This is a genomic window from Streptomyces sp. NPDC043812 (assembly GCF_056436245.1).
Genome location: NZ_JBWKCY010000004.1, coordinates 399,572 through 417,360, shown reverse-complemented (window position 1 = coordinate 417,360; position 17,789 = coordinate 399,572). Strand labels below are relative to the sequence as shown.

Annotated in this window: 14 protein-coding genes; 8 read left to right on the top strand and 6 right to left on the bottom strand. The window is 70.5% G+C overall.

The features are described 5' to 3' along the window. Positions 1 to 13 precede the first annotated feature (13 nt). Positions 14 to 928: a DUF4349 domain-containing protein gene (locus AC067Z_RS09015; RefSeq protein ID WP_478788801.1), complete on the top strand. Its 915-nt coding sequence runs from the start codon at positions 14 to 16 to the stop codon at positions 926 to 928. 28 nt (positions 929 to 956) lie between these two features. Then, on the top strand, positions 957 to 2,336 hold the full coding sequence (locus AC067Z_RS09010; protein ID WP_478788800.1) for an FAD-dependent oxidoreductase: 1,380 nt from the start codon (positions 957 to 959) through the stop codon (positions 2,334 to 2,336). A 99-nt stretch (positions 2,337 to 2,435) separates the two neighbouring features. Here AC067Z_RS09010 and hemE read toward each other — a convergent pair whose 3' ends face one another. Continuing rightward, entirely contained in the window at positions 2,436 to 3,443 is a 1,008-nt protein-coding gene (gene hemE, locus AC067Z_RS09005; protein ID WP_478788825.1) for a uroporphyrinogen decarboxylase, read from the bottom strand. A gap of 189 nt (positions 3,444 to 3,632) precedes the next feature. Between hemE and AC067Z_RS09000 the strand changes: the two genes are divergently transcribed. The 5 genes from AC067Z_RS09000 (at position 3,633) to AC067Z_RS08980 (ending at position 10,126) form a co-directional block, all read left to right on the top strand. After that, positions 3,633 to 4,304, top strand: coding sequence for a DUF3000 domain-containing protein (locus tag AC067Z_RS09000; RefSeq protein ID WP_478788799.1), 672 nt, complete (start codon positions 3,633 to 3,635; stop codon positions 4,302 to 4,304). A gap of 232 nt (positions 4,305 to 4,536) precedes the next feature. Further along, positions 4,537 to 5,199: a helix-turn-helix transcriptional regulator gene (locus AC067Z_RS08995; RefSeq protein ID WP_478788798.1), complete on the top strand. Its 663-nt coding sequence runs from the start codon at positions 4,537 to 4,539 to the stop codon at positions 5,197 to 5,199. A gap of 78 nt (positions 5,200 to 5,277) precedes the next feature. Then, on the top strand, positions 5,278 to 6,564 hold the full coding sequence (locus tag AC067Z_RS08990) for an HRDC domain-containing protein (RefSeq protein WP_478788797.1): 1,287 nt from the start codon (positions 5,278 to 5,280) through the stop codon (positions 6,562 to 6,564). 209 nt (positions 6,565 to 6,773) lie between these two features. Then, positions 6,774 to 8,000: a thiolase family protein gene (locus tag AC067Z_RS08985; RefSeq protein WP_478788796.1), complete on the top strand. Its 1,227-nt coding sequence runs from the start codon at positions 6,774 to 6,776 to the stop codon at positions 7,998 to 8,000. After that, complete coding sequence (locus tag AC067Z_RS08980; RefSeq protein WP_478788795.1) at positions 7,997 to 10,126, top strand: 3-hydroxyacyl-CoA dehydrogenase NAD-binding domain-containing protein; 2,130 nt, start codon at positions 7,997 to 7,999, stop codon at positions 10,124 to 10,126. The genes AC067Z_RS08985 and AC067Z_RS08980 overlap by 4 nt, the downstream gene beginning before the upstream one ends. A 151-nt stretch (positions 10,127 to 10,277) precedes the next feature. Here AC067Z_RS08980 and AC067Z_RS08975 read toward each other — a convergent pair whose 3' ends face one another. After that, positions 10,278 to 11,366 (bottom strand): PLL family lectin, encoded by a 1,089-nt coding sequence (locus AC067Z_RS08975; protein ID WP_478788794.1) that lies wholly within the window; start codon positions 11,364 to 11,366, stop codon positions 10,278 to 10,280. Between the two features lie 111 nt (positions 11,367 to 11,477). On the opposite strand from AC067Z_RS08975, the gene AC067Z_RS08970 reads away from it, so the two are divergent. After that, positions 11,478 to 11,864, top strand: coding sequence for an NTP pyrophosphohydrolase (locus AC067Z_RS08970; protein WP_478788793.1), 387 nt, complete (start codon positions 11,478 to 11,480; stop codon positions 11,862 to 11,864). A 59-nt stretch (positions 11,865 to 11,923) separates the two neighbouring features. Here AC067Z_RS08970 and AC067Z_RS08965 read toward each other — a convergent pair whose 3' ends face one another. The 4 genes from AC067Z_RS08965 to AC067Z_RS08950 all read right to left on the bottom strand — a co-directional run bounded on the left by AC067Z_RS08965 (position 11,924) and on the right by AC067Z_RS08950 (position 17,784). Then, positions 11,924 to 13,438 (bottom strand): amino acid permease, encoded by a 1,515-nt coding sequence (locus AC067Z_RS08965; RefSeq protein WP_478788792.1) that lies wholly within the window; start codon positions 13,436 to 13,438, stop codon positions 11,924 to 11,926. 197 nt (positions 13,439 to 13,635) lie between these two features. Continuing rightward, positions 13,636 to 15,549 carry a 1-deoxy-D-xylulose-5-phosphate synthase gene (gene dxs / locus AC067Z_RS08960; RefSeq protein ID WP_478788791.1) on the bottom strand — a complete coding sequence of 638 codons (1,914 nt, stop codon included), beginning with the start codon at positions 15,547 to 15,549 and terminating at the stop codon, positions 13,636 to 13,638. Positions 15,550 to 15,709: 160 nt separating this feature from the next. After that, complete coding sequence (locus AC067Z_RS08955) at positions 15,710 to 16,999, bottom strand: sugar ABC transporter permease (RefSeq protein WP_478788790.1); 1,290 nt, start codon at positions 16,997 to 16,999, stop codon at positions 15,710 to 15,712. Next, the gene (locus AC067Z_RS08950) at positions 16,996 to 17,784 is read right to left on the bottom strand and encodes an ATP-binding cassette domain-containing protein (RefSeq protein WP_478788789.1); all 789 of its coding nucleotides are present in this window, start codon (positions 17,782 to 17,784) and stop codon (positions 16,996 to 16,998) included. The genes AC067Z_RS08955 and AC067Z_RS08950 overlap by 4 nt, the downstream gene beginning before the upstream one ends. Positions 17,785 to 17,789 lie beyond the last annotated feature (5 nt).

Below are 17,789 nucleotides of genomic sequence, written 5' to 3'. Positions count from 1 at the left end.
CCTGGGGGGTTCCATGCGTGCACGACATCTGTTCGCGGCACTGCTTCTCACCGCTTCGCTCGGCCTCGCCGGCTGCAGCGCGAGCGATTCGTCGGCGGGAGCCGACAGCAAGCCCGCGCTGCAGGACGGTGGCAAGGGAGCCGCCGGCTCGGGCCACGCGGCCGACGAGTCCGCCGCGAAGCCGGCGGAGGGCACGGACAGCGACGACGCGAAGCCGGCGGCCGTGCCGAGCGCGCACATCATCCGTACCGCCCGGCTCGACGTGGAGGTCGACGACGCGACCAAGACCCTCGCGAAGGCCCGCAGCACGGCCGTGGCCGCCGGCGGGCGCGTGGAGAACGAGAGCACGGAACGCGAGGAGAACGGCCGCGTCATCTCGCACGTCGTGCTGCGCGTGCCGCAGGACCGATACGACTCCGTCCTGGCCGACCTGTCGGGCGCCGGGAAGCTGCTGGCCCGCCAGGCCGACGCGAAGGACGTCACCGACCAGGTGGTGGACGTGGAGAGCCGGATCGCGACACAGCGCGCGAGCGTGGCACGGGTGCGGGAACTGATGGAGCGGGCGACGAAGCTGTCCGACGTGGTCACGCTGGAGGGCCAGCTGAGCACCCGTCAGGCCGACCTGGAGTCGCTGCTGGCGAAGCAGGCGGCGCTGAAGGACAGCACGACGCTGGCGACGATCACGCTCTCGTTGGTCGAGACCGAGCACAAGGAGACCGCGAAGGACGACGACCCCGGCTTCCTCGACGCGCTCTCCGGCGGCTGGGGGGCGCTGGTGGCGACGCTGCGGTGGATCACGGTGGCGATCGGCGCGGTGGCTCCGTTCGCCGCCCTGGGTGCCGTGCTGTACGCGCTGTGGCGGTGGCTGGTGCGTCCGCGGCTGCGGCTGCGGCGGCAGCAGCCCTCTCCGTCGGTCTCGGAGGACTGAACGCGCCCTGCCCCGTAGCGTGTTCCTCATGACAACGGAGCGACTGGTGGTCGTGGGTGGTGATGCGGCGGGCATGTCCGCCGCATCACAGGCCCGCAGGATGAAGGGCCCCGACGAGCTGGAGATCGTGGCGTTCGAGCGCGGGCATTTCAGCTCGTACTCGGCGTGCGGAATCCCTTACTGGGTGAGCGGGGACGTGCCGGAGCGCGGCGACCTGATCGCGCGCTCGCCGGAGCAGCACCGCGAGCGCGCCATCGATCTGCGGATGCGCACCGAGGTGACGGAGATCGATGTCGCGGCGGGCAGGGTACGGGCGCGCGACCTCGAAACGGGCGACGAGTCCTGGACCGGCTACGACAAGCTCGTCGTCGCCACCGGCGCGCGCCCGGTCCGCCCCGCACTGCCGGGCATCGACGCGCCCGGCGTGCACGGTGTGCAGACCCTGGACGACGGCCAGGCGCTGCTGGACACCCTGTCGCGCACCGAGGTGCGCCACGCGGTCGTCGTCGGCGCCGGCTACATCGGCGTGGAAATGGCGGAGGCGCTGCTCAAGCACGGCTACGAGGTGACCCTCGTGACCCGCGGCGCGCAGCCGATGGCGACGCTCGACCCGGACATGGGCAGGCTGGTCCACGAGGCGATGGACGGCATGGGGATCACGACGGTGACCCGCTCTGCCGTCACCAAGATTCTCACCGGCGACGACGGCAGGGTGCGGGCAGTGGCCACCGACGACGCCGAGTACCCGGCGGACGTGGTGGTCCTCGGCATCGGCGTCGAACCGGAGACGACGCTCGCCGGCGCGGCGGGGCTGCCGCTCGGGAGCTACGGCGGCCTCCTCACGGACCTGGCGATGCGCGTGCGCGGCCACGAGAACATCTGGGCGGGCGGCGACTGCGTGGAGGTCCTGGACCTGGTCTCGGGCCGCGAGCGCCACATAGCGCTGGGCACGCACGCGAACAAGCACGGCCAGATCATCGGCGCGAACGCGGGCGGCGGGTACGGCACGTTCCCGGGCGTGGTGGGCACGGCGGTGAGCAAGGTCTGCGACCTGGAGATCGCCCGCACGGGCCTGCGCGAGAAGGACGCCCGGGAGGTGGGCCTGCAGTACGTGACGTCGACGATCGAGTCGACGAGCCGGGCGGGCTACTACCCGGGCGCGGCCCTGATGACGGTCAAGATGCTCGCGGAACGCCGCACGGGACGTCTGCTGGGCGTCCAGATCGTGGGCCGCGAGGGCGCGGCGAAGCGGGTGGACATCGCGGCGGTTGCCCTGACGGCCGGTATGACGGTGGAACAGATGACGGCCCTGGACCTGGGCTACGCCCCGCCGTTCTCCCCGGTGTGGGATCCGGTCCTGGTGGCGGCCCGGAAGGCGACGACGGCGGTACGGAAGGCGGGGGCGTAACCGCCCGCCGCTTTCCTCGCACCACCGGCCCCTCTGCCTGCACCCTCGGGCGCAGGCAGAGGGGCCACGTGCTGATCCGTTCAATCCGAACGAAGGACCCTAGCGGGCAGTCGACTCGTGGACGTCCGCCACGAGCCGCGTCAGCGCGTCCGGGTCCGTGGTCGGCAGCACCCCGTGCCCGAGGTTGAAGATGTGGCCCTCGAGGCCCGCCGCCGCTTCCAGCACCTCGCGCGTCTTCGCGCGCACCGCCTCCGGCGTGGAGAACAGCACGGCCGGGTCCAGGTTTCCCTGGAGCGCCTTGCCGGGGCCCACGCGGCGGGCCGCCTCGTCGAGGGGAACGCGCCAGTCGACGCCCACGACGTCCGCGCCGGCCTCGCCCATCAGGCCGAGCAGCTCGCCCGTGCCGACGCCGAAGTGGATGCGCGGGACGCCGTACGACGCGACGGACTCGAAGACCTTCGAGGAGGCGGGCATCACGGAGCGCCGGTAGTCCGCGGGAGCGAGCGCGCCCACCCACGAGTCGAAGAGCTGGACCGCGGAGGCGCCCGCCTCGATCTGGACCTTCAGGAAGGCGGAGGTGATCCCGGCGAGCCGGTCGAGCAGGTCGGCCCACAGCTGCGGGTCGCCGTACATCAGCGCCTTGGTGTTCTCGTGGTTGCGGGACGGCCCGCCCTCGACGAGGTAGCTGGCGAGGGTGAAGGGCGCACCCGCGAAGCCGATCAGCGGGGTGGCGCCCAGCTCCCCGGTCAGCATCCCGATCGCCTCGGTGACGTAGTGGACGTCGTCGGGGGTCAGGTCCCGCAGCCGTTCGAGGTCCGCTCGCGTGCGGATCGGCTCGGCGACCACCGGACCAACACCGGGCTTGATGTCGAGGTCGATGCCGATGGCCTTCAACGGCACCACGATGTCGCTGAAGTAGATCGCCGCGTCGACCTTGTGCCGCCGCACCGGCTGGAGCGTGATCTCCGTGACGAGCTCGGGCCGCATGCAGGACTCGAGCATCGGAATGCCCTCGCGGACCTTCAGGTACTCGGGCAGTGAGCGCCCGGCCTGACGCATGAACCAGACCGGCGTGTGCGGCACGGGCTCACGCCGGCACGCCTTCATGAATGCGGAGTCGTACGTCTTCGTCTGCTGGCCCGCGGATGGGGCGTCCCCAGCTCGGGCGGAGCCTCGGGCGAGGGGAAGGTCGTTGGCGCTCACGCGCAGAATCTTCGCACGTGCGGGAGAAGTGGCCGCCCCGGGCCGGGGTGTCCCTCCCTGCGCGGAGCCGTCGTTCCGCCTACTCTTCCCCGCATGGCTGCGGCTCAGGGACATTTTTCCGATCATTCCAACGGCGTTGACTCGGCGGAAGGCGCGGAGCGGAGCGGGGTGCCGCGCGCGTTCCGGCTCTCGGTCGACGCGCTGCGGTCCGCACGGCTGCGGCCGGAGATCGAGATCGACCCGACCCGGCCGCCGCAGAAACTCGCCCCGCACGCGTACGCGCTGGAGGCGGCGGTCGTCGACGGTGACGACGATCTGGCGGACGGCCGTCTCGTCCTGCTCCACGAGCCCGCGGGCCATGACGCCTGGCACGGCACGTTCCGTCTGGTGACGCTGGTCCGCGCCGAGCTGGAGCCGGAGATGGCGGCGGATCCGCTGCTTCCGGAGGTCTGCTGGTCGTGGCTGACGGGCGCCCTGGAGGCGCGCGGGCTGGCGTACGGGGAGCCGAGCGGCACTGTCACCCGCGCGGGTTCTCACTATTTCGGTGGACTCTCCGATCGCCGTCCGGCGACGCAGATCGAGATCCGTGCGTCATGGACGCCTCGGGAGGACGCGGGGGGTGTGCCGGACACGGCCGCACACCTCGCTGCCTGGTGCGATCTGCTCTGCCAGGTCGCCGGACTGCCCCCGTCCCCGTCGGGTGCGGCGGACAGCGGGACCGGTGTGGTGTCGCTCCCCCAGCGGCGCGGACCCCAGCAGGCATGAACCGGGGGACGTCGTCGCGCCGGTGACACTGGCGCGGGGCCGTGCCCAGGGACGGCTCGCTCGTAGGATGATCGATCACCTGTCCGAATTGCCCCAATTATTACTCACCAAATCGTGATCATTCTCTAAAGGCGGGCGGGTTTGGTGCCGAAGAGGTCAATGACCTAACTGCACGGTTCGCCCCGGCTTACTCCCCGAGCCGGCTCCGTCCCGCACCTTTCCAGGAGGCCTGGTGTCCGTTCTTCTCGAGCAGCCCGCAAGCCTGGTCGCCTACCGCCCGAACAAGCCGACTGCCATGGTCGTCGTAGCCGACCCGCGCGTCCGTTCCACCGTCACCCGCCACCTGTGGGCACTCGGGGTACGTGACGTGATCGAGGCGTCGTCCATCGCGGAGGCCCGTCCCCGCGTCGGCAACCCGCGCGACATCTGCGTTGCCGACGTCCACCTGCCCGACGGTTCCGGGCTGACCCTGCTCTCCGAGACACGCGCCGCGGGCTGGCCCAACGGCCTCGCCCTGTCCGCGGCGGACGACATCGGCGCGGTGCGCAACGCGCTCGCGGGCGGCGTCAAGGGCTACGTCGTCACCGGTACCCGTACCAACATCGGCCACCCCGGCCGTCCCGGCGCCGCCCCCATCGGCTCCGCGGCCGGCCGTATGCACCGCCGCCCCCCGGGTGCCCCGAGCCACCCGGGCGGCTACCGCGAACTGTCCGGCCGCGAGGTCGAGGTGCTTCGTCTGGTTGCGGAGGGCCAGTCGAACAAGGCGATCGGCGTCTCGATGGGCCTGTCGGCCCTGACGGTAAAGAGCCACCTCGCCCGCATCGCACGCAAGCTCGGCACGGGCGACCGGGCCGGGATGGTGGCAGTGGCCCTGCGCACCGGAATCATCCACTGACGCCTTGACATTCTTTCCGCGCCCGTCGACGGAACGTTCCGTCGACGGGCGTCTTCCGTTCACAGATACCCTTGACACGTGACCGACGCCCAAGAGACCGCAGCAGAGACTGCACTGCGAACCCCCGGGGGCGCTCCCCCGGACGACGACGTCCCTGCCGATGGGCTGCCGATCCCCTTGCTGGAGCCCCGCGACGGCATCCCGCCGGTGGTCGCCTCCGACGACGGCCTCGCCCGGGTCGTCGCCGCCTTCGCCGCGGGTTCGGGCCCCGTCGCCGTCGATGCTGAGCGCGCATCCGGCTACCGGTACGGCCAGCGCGCCTACCTCGTACAGCTGCGCCGCGAAGGCGCGGGAACGGCGCTGATCGACCCTGTCGGCTGCCCGGATCTGTCCGCGCTCGGCGAGGCGCTCAGCGGTACGGAGTGGATCCTGCACGCCGCCACCCAGGACCTGCCGTGCCTGCGGGAAATAGGCATGGTGCCCACCCTGCTGTTCGACACCGAGCTGGCCGGACGCCTCGCGGGCTTCCCCCGCGTCGGACTCGGCGCCATGGTCGAGAGCGTCCTCGGCTACGCCCTGGAGAAGGGCCACTCCGCGGTCGACTGGTCCACCCGTCCGCTGCCCGAGCCGTGGCTGCGGTACGCCGCGCTCGACGTGGAGCTGCTGGTCGACCTGCGCGACGCGCTGGAGAAGGAGCTGGACCGGCAGGGCAAGCTCGGGTGGGCGTTGCAGGAGTTCGAGGCGATCGCCTCGGCCCCGCCCGCTCCCCCGCGCAAGGACCCGTGGCGCCGCACGTCGGGCATGCACAAGGTGCGCCGCCGTCGTCAGATGGCCGCCGTACGGGAGCTGTGGACCGCGCGCGACAAGGTCGCCCAGCGGCGCGACGTCTCGCCCGGCAAGGTGCTCGGCGACGCGGCGATCGTGGAGGCCGCGCTCGCCATGCCGTCGACGGTGCAGGCCCTGACGGCACTGCCCGGCTTCGGACACCGGATGGGCCGTCGCCAGCTGGAGCAGTGGCAGGCGGCCGTGGACCGGGCGAAGGCCTTGCCGGACCCCGAGCTGCCGCAGCCGGGCCAGCCGATGAACGGGCCCCCGCCGCCGCGGTCGTGGGCGGACAAGGACCCGGCGGCGGCCGCCCGTCTCTCCGCCGCGCGTGCCTCGGTCTCCGCGCTGGCGGAGGAGCTGAACATGCCGCAGGAGAACCTGATCACGCCGGACACGGTGCGGAGGGTGTGCTGGGAGCCGCCGGCGGAGGTGTCGGTGGCGTCGGTGTCGGACGCACTGTCCGCGCTGGGTGCACGCGCCTGGCAGATCGAACTGGTGGCCCCGCTGCTGGCGACGTCGCTGACGGTGGAGGCGGCGTAGGCCTCCCTCAAAGGCCGGACGGGCTGACGTCGTCAGCCCGTCCGGCCTTTGAGCGCACCCCGCGCAGGCTGCCCGCCCGTGTGACGTTCGCCGCTCCGGCCCCTGGGACTGTGCAGCTTGGTTACCCGCAAGTAGCATGAGGGAAGCAAGCGCACGCTCAGGCGCGCGCCCCGCAGCAGTGCAACCCCGCACCCTGGAGGAGAGCCATCGTGCCTCGTACCGTCAGGGATGTCGTCTTCGTCGACGGCGTCCGCACCCCGTTCGGCAAGGCGGGCCCGAAGGGCATCTACCACGAGACCCGCGCCGACGATCTCGTTGTGAAGGCCATCCGGGAGCTGCTGCGCCGCAACCCGGCTCTTGACCCCAAGAAGATCGACGAGGTCGCCATCGCCGCGACCACGCAGATCGGTGACCAGGGTCTGACCCTGGGCCGCACGGCCGGCATCCTCGCCGGGCTGCCGCAGTCCGTGCCCGGCTACTCCATCGACCGCATGTGCGCCGGTGCCCTGACCGCCGTGACGAGCGTCGCCGGCTCCATCGCGTTCGGCGCCTACGACGCCGTCATCGCCGGTGGTGTCGAGCACATGGGCCGCCACCCCATGGGCGAGGGCGTCGACCCGAACCCGCGCTTCGTCAGCGAGAAGCTGGTCGACGAGTCGGCCCTGTTCATGGGCATGACCGCGGAGAACCTGCACGACCGCTACCCGCACATCACCAAGCAGCGCACCGACGAGTACGCCGTGCGTTCGCAGGAGAAGGCCGCCAAGGCGTACGCCAACGGCAAGATCCAGCAGGACCTCGTGCCGGTCTCCGTGCGCCGCACCAACCCCGAGGCCGGCGAGACCGGCTGGGGTCTGGTCACCGCCGACGAGCCGATGCGCCCGGGCACGACGCTGGAGAGCCTCGCGAGCCTGAAGACGCCGTTCCGCGTCCACGGCCGCGTGACCGCCGGCAACGCCGCGGGCCTGAACGACGGCGCCACCGCCTCGATCATCGCCTCCGAGGACTTCGCCCGCGAGAACAACCTCCCGGTCAAGATGCGCCTCGTCTCGTACGCCTTCGCTGGCGTCGAGCCGGAGGTCATGGGCTACGGCCCGATCCCCTCGACCGAGAAGGCGCTGGCCCAGGCCGGTCTGTCGATCGAGGACATCAACCTCTTCGAGATCAACGAGGCCTTCGCCGTCCAGGTCCTGGCATTCCTGGACCACTACGGCATCGCCGACGACGACGCGCGCGTCAACCAGTACGGCGGCGCGATCGCCTACGGTCACCCGCTGGCCTCCTCCGGTGTGCGTCTGATGACGCAGCTGGCCCGCCAGTTCGAGGAGCAGCCGGAGGTCCGCTACGGCCTGACCACCATGTGCGTCGGCTTCGGCATGGGCGCCACGGTCATCTGGGAGAACCCGAACCACAAGGACGCCGGAGGCAGCAAGTGAGCACCACCGCTGAGCTTTTGAAGGGTGCGGCCGAGCTGTTCCCGGACGAGGTCGTCACCCAGGCGCACGTGCGCCACCTCGACCTCCCGGCGGGCGCGGGCAAGTTCGCCCTGATCACGCTGGACAACGGCCTGGACCACACCAAGCCGACCACCTTCGGCCCCCAGTCGCTCGCGAACCTGAGCACCGCGATCGACCAGGTCGAGGCGGAGGCCGCGAACGGCGACATCGTCGGCGTCGGCGTCACCGGCAAGCCGTTCATCTTCGCGGTCGGCGCCGACCTCAAGGGTGTCGAGCTGCTGAAGCAGCACTCGGACGCGCTCGCCATCGGCAAGGGCGGCCACGACGTCTTCAAGCGTCTGGCGGGCATCGCGGTCCCGACCTTCGCGTACTACAACGGCGCGGCCATGGGCGGCGGTGTCGAGGTCGGTCTGCACTGCTCGTACCGCACCGTCTCGAAGGCGATCCCGGCCTTCTCGCTGCCCGAGGTCTTCCTCGGTCTCGTCCCGGGCTGGGGCGGCTGCACGATCCTGCCGAACCTGATCGGCGCGGACCGCGCGGTCTCGGTCATCATCGAGAACTCGCTCAACCAGAACAAGCAGCTCAAGGGCAAGCAGGTCTTCGAACTCGGCATCGCCGACGCGATCTTCGACGGCGCCGACTTCCTGGAGCAGTCGCTGATCTGGACGGCGTCCGTCCTCAAGGGCGAGACGACCGTGGAGCGCGCCGAGATCGACCGCGGCGACGCCTGGGACCAGGCCGTCGCCAAGGGCCGCTTCATCGCCGACTCCAAGGTGCACGGCGCGGCCCCGGCCGCGTACCGCGCCCTCGACATCATCGAGGCGTCCAAGGACGGCGACCTGCAGAAGGGCTTCGACGCCGAGGACACCGCGCTCGCGGACCTCATCATGGGCGGCGAACTGCGCTCCGGCATCTACGCCTTCAACCTGGTGCAGAAGCGCGCCAAGCGCCCCGCGGGCGCCCCGGACAAGAACCTGGCCCGCCCGGTCACCAAGGTGGGCGTCGTCGGCGCCGGTCTGATGGCCTCCCAGCTGGCCCTGCTGTTCCTGCGCCGCCTCGAGGTGCCGGTCGTGCTGACCGACATCGACCAGGAGCGCGTCGACAAGGGTGTGGGCTACGTCCACGCCGAGATCGAGAAGCTGCTCGGCAAGGGCCGCATCAACCAGGACAAGGCCAACCGCCTCAAGGCCCTGGTGACCGGTGTGCTCGACAAGGCCGAGGGCTTCGCGGACGCGGACTTCATCATCGAGGCCGTGTTCGAGGAGATGTCCGTCAAGCAGAAGGTGTTCGCGGAGGTTGAGGCGGTCGCCCCGGCGCACGCGATCCTCGCCACCAACACCTCCTCGCTGTCGGTCTCCGAGATGGCCTCGAAGCTGGAGCACCCGGAGCGCGTGGTCGGCTTCCACTTCTTCAACCCGGTCGCGATCCTGCCGCTGCTGGAGATCGTCCGCGGCGAGAAGACGGACGACGCGTCGCTGGCCACCGCCTTCGGTGTCGCGAAGAAGCTGAAGAAGACCGCAGTCCTCACCAAGGACGCCCCGGCGTTCGTCGTGAACCGCATCCTGACCCGCTTCATGGGTGAGATCCAGAACGTCATCGACGAGGGCACCCCGGTGGCCACCGCCGAGAAGGCGATCGAGCCGCTCGGTCTGCCGATGTCGCCGCTGGTCCTGCTGGAGCTGGTCGGCCCGGCCATCGGTCTGCACGTCTCCGAGACCCTGAACCGCGCCTTCCCGGAGCGCTTCACGGTCTCCGAAAACCTGGCCGCGGTCGTCAAGGCCGGCAAGCGCGGCTTCTACGTCTACGACTCCGGCAAGCCGGAGCTGGACCCCGAGGTCGCCGCACTCCTCAAGCAGGGCGATGTCGTCCTGACGGAGGAGCAGGTCCGCGACCGCGTCCTGGACGCGGTCGCGCAGGAGATCGGCCTGATGCTCGAGGAGGGTGTCGTGGCCGAGGCGCAGGACATCGACCTCTGCCTGATCACCGGCGCCGGCTGGCCCTTCCACCTGGGCGGCATCACGCCGTACCTGGACCGTGAGGGTGTCTCGGAGCGCGTGAACGGCAAGCGGTTCCTCGCGCAGGGCGTCGCGAGCGTCCCGGCCTAAGCACCGGCTGCACGGCGAACGGGCCGTACGGGAGAGATCCCGTACGGCCCGTTCCGCGTTTGTGCGGCGCCTGCGCGTTGGTGCGGCGTCGGTCGGGGGCGGGCCGCACCGGCCTTGTCCCGCCGTCCTCCCGGGCGTCCGCCGCCGCTGTTCAGGCCAGCGGCTTCCAGCGGCCCAGCGCGAATCCGCCGGCCTCCGGCTTCTGACGGGTGGCCATCGGAACGCCGTCACCGGTGAGGGTCATCGCGATCAGCCCGCCGTCACCGTGCTCCCGCAGAGCGAGCGGCATCCGGCCCGTGCCGGTGGCGGCACCGGTGGAGGTGCAGGTCCACCAGCCGCCCGCTTCCTCGTCCTCCGTGGGGTACGCCGCGAACGCGACCTCGGCCCCCTCGCCCGTCTCCTGGGCAAGGACCGTGCAGTCGTGACCGTCGATCGTCACCCGTGCGAGCGCGAGCGAACCGGTACCGGCCGCCTTCATCAACGGCCGGGGCTGCGGCTCCCGCTGCGGGGACCAGACCTGGACGACGCCGTCGTCGTCGGTGAAGAACAGCGAGACGGACCCGGATGTCGTGGCCAGCGCCGCGAGGGAGCCCGGCACCGCATGCACGTCCAGCCGCTCCGCCGGAGCAAAGGCGGCACCCGACTTCTCCTGCGTGTACCGGGCGATCGACTTCTGGTCGGGCACGAAGATCTCGACGAGCCCCGCGCCGTCGACGGCCGCGGCCAGGGACTCCTGGACCCCGGAACCGCCGAGGTCCTGCCAGCGCCCCCAGCCGCCCTTCGTCCCCTGGCTCCGGCAGCTGACGCCGGAGCCCCCGTTGCGCATCGCGACGCAGAGGCGGCCTTCGCCGTCGACCACGGCCGACGGCCGGCCCGTCCATCGGGCGACCTTGTTGGGGTGCCCGAAGGAGTGCCACCCGAGCAGCGGGCGCCCGGTCTGGAACTGCACCGCGTGCACCAGTTCGAGGCCGTCGCCGGTGCCGACCGGGCGCATGCCCACGAGGTGGATGTATCCGTCCGCCCCCTGGGCCACGGTGAGCTGGGGCAGCAGCCCGGGTGCGGGCAGCCGGTCGGGGCCGCTCCAGCCCGCGCCCTTCTGCGTCCAGCGCAGCACCGCGCCCTCGGCGGGCGCGCAGGCCGTGAGCAGGCCGTCCCTCCCCCGGGTCAGCCAGTCGCCCGAGAGTCGTGCGGATTCTGTCCGCTCCTGGTCCGGGAGCGTCGTCGCACGCGCAGTAGTCATGGGAAGTCCAGTGCGTCCAAACGGGTCGGGTACGGAATCGTTCATCCCCCGGATCATTGTCTCAGCCCGGCTCCGGCCCCTGCGCCGCGGCCTCCCTGCGACGCTTACCCCATGGACACCCTCCTGATCGTGGACGGCGCCAACGTGGTCGGCTCTGTGCCGGACCGGTGGTGGCAGGACCGCCGCGGGGCCGCCGAGCGGCTGCGGGACTCGCTGGCGGCTCCGGGCGGGCAGTCGGCTGTGACCGCAGGCCCCGTGGAGATCGTTCTCGTCGTCGAAGGGGCCGCGCGGGGCGTCGCGCCGGTGCCCGGGGTGCGGGTCGAGGCGGCGCCCGGCAGCGGCGACGACCTGATCGCCGAACTGGCCGCGTCGGCGGCCGGCGCCGGGCGGCCCTGCGTCGTGGTCACCGCCGACCGGGGGCTGCGGGAGCGGGTGACGGAGCACGGAGCGCGGTGCGCGGGTCCGCGCTCGGTGCGCCGAAGGAACGACACCGCCTGACGCGGGCACGGCTCGGCCCCGTACGCACCGCCGTGCGTACGGGGCCGAAGAACCGCGGGCTAGAACGTGGCGTCCTTGCCCTGACGGCCGAGGCGGCTGTGGCTGCGGCTGTAGAGGTAGTACACGACGACGCCGATCGCCATCCAGACGCCGAACCGGATCCAGGTCTCGGTCGGCAGGTTGAGCATGAGCCAGAGCGAGGCCGCGATCGACAGGATCGGGACCACCGGAACCCACGGGGTACGGAAGGCGCGGTGCAGGTCGGGCCGGGTGCGGCGGAGGATGATGACGCCGAGCGCCACGACGACGAAGGCGAAGAGCGTTCCGATGTTCACCAGTTCCGCGAGCTTCTCGAGGCTGGTGAAGCCCGCCACGACGGCGATGATCACACCGAGCACGATGGTCGCCCGGTAGGGAGTGCGGAACTTCGGGTGGGTGACGGAGAAGAAGCGCGGCAGCAGTCCGTCACGGCTCATCGCGAAGGCCACCCGGGTCTGGCCGAGCAGCAGGATCATGGAGACGGTGATCAGGCCGACGGCCGCGCCGAGACTGATGGCACCCGCGAAGAAGGGCTGGTCCACGGACTTGAACGCTTCGGCGAGCGGGGCGGTCGCAGACATCTCCGTGTAGTGCTGCATACCGGTGACCACCAGCGTCACCGCCACATAGAGCACCGTGCAGATCAAGAGCGAGCCGAGAATGCCGCGCGGCATGTCCCGCTGGGGGTTCCTGGTCTCCTCGGCGGCGGTGGCGACGACGTCGAAGCCGATGAAGGCGAAGAAGACGAGCGAGGCCGCGGTGAAGATGCCCATGACACCGAAGTTGGTGGGCTCGTAGCCGAAGAGCACCTGGACAAGCGGTGCGTGGAGGCCGCCCCCGCCCTCTTGCGGCTGGGCCGGGGGAACGAACGGGGAGTAGTTGTCGGCCTTGATGAAGAACAGGCCCGCGACGATGACCATGAGCACGACGGTGACCTTGATCGCGACCACGATCGCCGTGATCCGGGCCGAGAGCTTCGTCCCGATGACCAGGATGGCGGTCAGCGCTAGGACGAGCAGGAAGGCCAGCAGGTCGAAGTGCCCTCCTTCGTCGGGCCCGGACAGCGCGACGGGCATGTCCCAGCCGAGGTTGGTACTCATGAGGTGGCGCACGTACCCGGCCCAGCCGACCGCCACCACGGCCGTGCCGAGAGCGAATTCGAGGACCAGGTCCCAGCCGATGATCCAGGCGGGGAGTTCGCCGATCGAGGCGTACGAGAAGGTGTACGCGGAGCCGGCCACCGGCACGGTGGATGCGAACTCTGCGTAGCAGAGCGCGGCAAGGGCACAGACGATGCCCGCCGCCACGAAGGAGAGGGCGGTGGCCGGTCCGGCGTTGTTCCGGGCCGCGATGCCTGTCAGCACGAAGATGCCGGTACCGATGATGACACCCACGCCGAAGACCGTGAGGTCCATGGCGGAGAGGGACTTCTTGAGTGCGTGCTCCGGCTCCTCCGTGTCCCTGATCGACTGCTCGACCGTCTTGGTACGGAAGATGCCGCCCCTACCGCTCGGGGGCTCTGTATCTGTGCTCACCGTTACACCTCCACGCTTGTCGTCCCCGCCATGATCGGGACGGTGGGTGGTCCATGGGGCGCCGTAACGGATGGAGTTCAACCGAATGGGCCGGAGGGACCACCCTTACAGGGTGACCCTCCGGCCCGGTGTCGGCACTTTCTGCACACGATCGGCCCCCTATGTTCACGGGTCGCTCGCGTGGGTGTGTCGGTGGCTCAGTCGCGCGCGGGTTCGACCGCTTCACTGTCGATGCGGCCGTCCAGTTCGGCGACGAGGCCGGTGACCTGGCGGGCGATGTCCGGCGCCGTCAGCCCGATCTCGGCCAGGACCTCCTTGCGGGAGGCGTGGTCGAGGAAGCGCGGCGGGATGCCGAAGTCGCGCAGCGGCACGTCCACGCCCGCGTCACGCAGTGCCTGCGAGACGGCGGATCCGACGCCCCCGACACGGCTGTTGTCCTCGACGGTGACGACAACCCGGTGCTGTTCGGCCAATGGGGCGAGTGCCTCGTCCACGGGCTTGACCCAGCGGGGGTCGACGACCGTCGTCGAGATGCCCTGGGCGTCGAGCAGGTCGGCGATCTCCAGGCACATCGGCGCGAGCGCACCGACCGAGACGAGCAGAACGTCCGGACGGGCACTGTCCGCGCGGCGCAGGACGTCCATGCCGCCCGCCTTGCCGATGGCCTTAACCGCCGGGCCGACGGCGCCCTTGGAGAAGCGCACGACGGTCGGCGCGTCGTCGACGGCGACGGCCTCGCGCAGCTGGGCGCGGACCTGGTCGGCGTCGCGCGGCGCGGCGATCCGCAGGCCCGGGACGACCTGAAGGATCGACATGTCCCACATGCCGTTGTGCGAGGCGCCGTCGGTGCCGGTCACGCCGGCCCGGTCGAGGACGAACGTCACACCGCACTTGTGCAGCGCGACGTCCATGAGCACCTGGTCGAAGGCACGGTTGAGGAACGTTGCGTAGACGGCGAACACGGGGTGCACTCCGCCGGTGGCGAGACCGGCCGCGGAGACCGCTCCGTGCTGCTCGGCGATGCCGACGTCGTAGACCCGGTCGGGGAACGCCTTGGCGAACTTGTCGAGGCCGACCGGCTGGAGCATCGCGGCCGTGATCGCGACGATGTCCTCGCGCTCCTTGCCGAGCTTGACCATCTCCTCGCCGAAGACCGAGGTCCAGTCGAGGCCCGAGCTGGAGATCGGCAGGCCCGTGTCGGGGTGGATCTTGCCGACGGCGTGGAAGCGGTCCGCCTCGTCCTGGAGGGCGGGCTGGTAGCCGCGGCCCTTCTCGGTCAGGCAGTGGACGATGACGGGGCCGCCGAAGCGCTTGGCGCGGGCGAGGGCCGACTCCAGGGCCTCGATGTCGTGGCCGTCGATGGGGCCGACGTACTTCAGGCCGAGGTCCTCGAACATGCCCTGGGGGGCGATGAAGTCCTTGAGCCCCTTCTTGGCGCCGTGCAGGGTCTCGTAGAGCGGCTTCCCGACGACCGGGGTGCGCTCCAGGATGTCCTTGCCGCGGGCGAGGAAGCGCTCGTAGCCGTCGGTGGTGCGCAGGGTGGCGAGGTGGTTGGCCAGTCCGCCGATGGTGGGAGCGTAGGAGCGCTCGTTGTCGTTGACGACGATGACCAGCGGGCGGTCCTTGGCGGCGGCGATGTTGTTCAGCGCCTCCCAGGCCATGCCGCCCGTGAGCGCGCCGTCGCCGATGACGGCGACGACGTGGTCGTCCTTCTTCAGGACCTCGTTGGCCTTGGCGAGACCGTCGGCCCAGCCGAGGACGGTGGAGGCGTGGGAGTTCTCGATGACGTCGTGCTCGGACTCGGCCTGCGAGGGATAGCCGGACAGACCGCCCTTCATCTTGAGGCGGGTGAAGTCCTGACGGCCGGTCAGCAGCTTGTGGACATAGCTCTGATGGCCGGTGTCCCAGAGGACCTTGTCCTTCGGGGAGTCGAAGACACGGTGGAGAGCGATGGTCAGCTCGACCACACCGAGGTTCGGTCCGAGGTGGCCACCGGTCTTGGAGACGGCGTCCACCAGGAAGGTCCGGATTTCTGCGGCCAGCTGCTCCAGCTGCTCCGGGCCGAGCCGGTCCAGATCGCGCGGTCCCCTGATTCGGGAAAGCAGAGCCACCCGTGCCTCCTTGCATTGAGCTGATCGAGCCTGCCGATTGCCCGAGTCTAATGTTCCGACCGCGATCTTGGTCATGCGGCCGTGCGTTGTGCATCACGCGCGCAGCAGTGCCCGGCACCGCCGTCGCGGTGCCGGGCACTGAGTGGTCGGTCAGGCCCTGTCAGGCACGACCAGCCGTCTTCTGCGTCTTGCGGGTGATCGAGTCGATCACGACCGTCGCCAGCAGGACACCACCGGTGATCATGTACTGGATCGGCGTGGCGATGCCCTCGAGGGCCAGGCCGTACTGGATCGAGACGATCACCATGACGCCCAGGAGGGCGTTCCAGGTGCGGCCCCGGCCACCGAAGAGGCTGGTGCCGCCGATCACGGCCGCGGCGATGACGTTCATCAGCAGGTCACCGGCACCGGCGCTCTGGTTGGCCGCCGCGATCTTGGAGGCCCAGAACAGACCGCCGACCGCCGCGAACAGCCCGGCCAGGGCGAACACCGAGATCCGGACCGCCGTGACGTTGATACCGGCACGGCGGGATGCCTCGACGCTGCCGCCGAGCGCGAAGATCTTGCGACCGTACGCGGTGCGGCGGAGCACGAAGTCCGTGATCACGAGGACGGCCAGGAACAGCACCAGCGCCAGGGGCAGGCCCTTGTACTGGTTGAACATGGCCGCGGCCGCGAACGCGATGACTGCAAGGATCACCGTGCGCATCACGATGTCGGAGACCGGCCGGGACGGGATGTTCGCCGCGGCGCGACGGCGGTTGTCGAAGAACGACGACAGGAAGAACGCGGCCACGGCGACGGCGGCGAGACCGTAGGCAGCCGCGATGTCCGAGAAGTAGTACGTGGTCAGCTGACCGACGACACCTTCGCCGTCCAGGTTGATGGTGCCGTTCTCACCGAGCAGCTGGAGCATGAAGCCCAGCCAGAACAGCAGGCCCGCCAGGGTGACGGCGAACGCGGGCGCGCCGATCCTGGCGAAGAAGAAGCCGTGGAGGGCGCCGATGGCCGCGCCGGCGGCGAGGGCGACGAGCACGGCGAGCCACTCGTTCATCCCGTGGGTGACGCTCAGGACGGCGACGAGCGCACCGGAGACACCGCTGACCGATCCGACCGACAGGTCGATCTCGCCGAGCAGCAGGACGAAGATGATGCCGACGGCCATCATGCCGGTGGCGACCATCGTGACCGCGATGTTGCTCAGGTTCTCCGCGGACAGGAACTGCGAGTTCAGGCTCTGGAAGATCGCCGCGATGATGATCAGGCCGATGACGACCGGGATGGAGCCCAGGTCACCGGCGTGCATCTTGCGCTTGAACTCGGAGAGGTACCCCTTGAGGCCCTGCTCGCGCACGAGCAGCCGGGGGTCGACAGCGGTGAGCGCGTCGTGGGCGGCGTCCGGGTTGACGACCGGCGCGTCGACGGGCGTGGAGGTCTTTTTGGTGCTCACTTCTGAACCTCCGAGCTGCGCGCCGCGCGGCGGGTCACGGCGTTGTCCGTGGCGCCGGTGATGGCGGAGATGATCTCTTCCTGCGAGGTCGACTTGACCTCGAAGACGCCGTTGTTCCGGCCGAGCCGGAGGACGGCGACCTTGTCGGCGACCGCCTTGACGTCGGCCATGTTGTGGCTGATGAGGATCACGGCGTGGCCGCGTTCCCGCAGCCGCTCCACGAGGTCGAGCACCTGTGCGGTCTGCTCGACACCGAGGGCGGCGGTGGGCTCGTCGAGGATGACGAGCTTGGGCTCACCGAGCATCGAACGGGCGATGGCCACCGTCTGCCGCTGGCCGCCGGAGAGCGACGCGATCGGGATGCGGACACTGGGGATCCGGATCGACAGCGTCTTCAGCAGTTCGAGGGCACGGCGCTCCATCTCGACCTCGTCGAGCACGCCGCGCTTGCGCAGCTCCCGGCCGAGGTAGAGGTTGCCGACGACATCGATGTTGTCGCACAGCGCGAGGTCCTGGTAGACGGTCGCGATACCGAGGTGCTGGGCGTCGTGCGGGCGGTTGATCGAGACGCCCTTGCCCTCCCATTCGATGGCACCTTCGTCGATGGGATGCACGCCGGCGATCGTCTTGACCAGCGTGGACTTTCCGGCGCCGTTGTCGCCCACCAGGGCGACCACTTCACCGGCGTGGACCTCAAGCTCTACGTCGGTGAGCGCCTGGACGGCACCGAACCGCTTGGAGACCCCGCGCAACGCCAACACGGGCGTAGCGGACACGTGAACCATCTCCT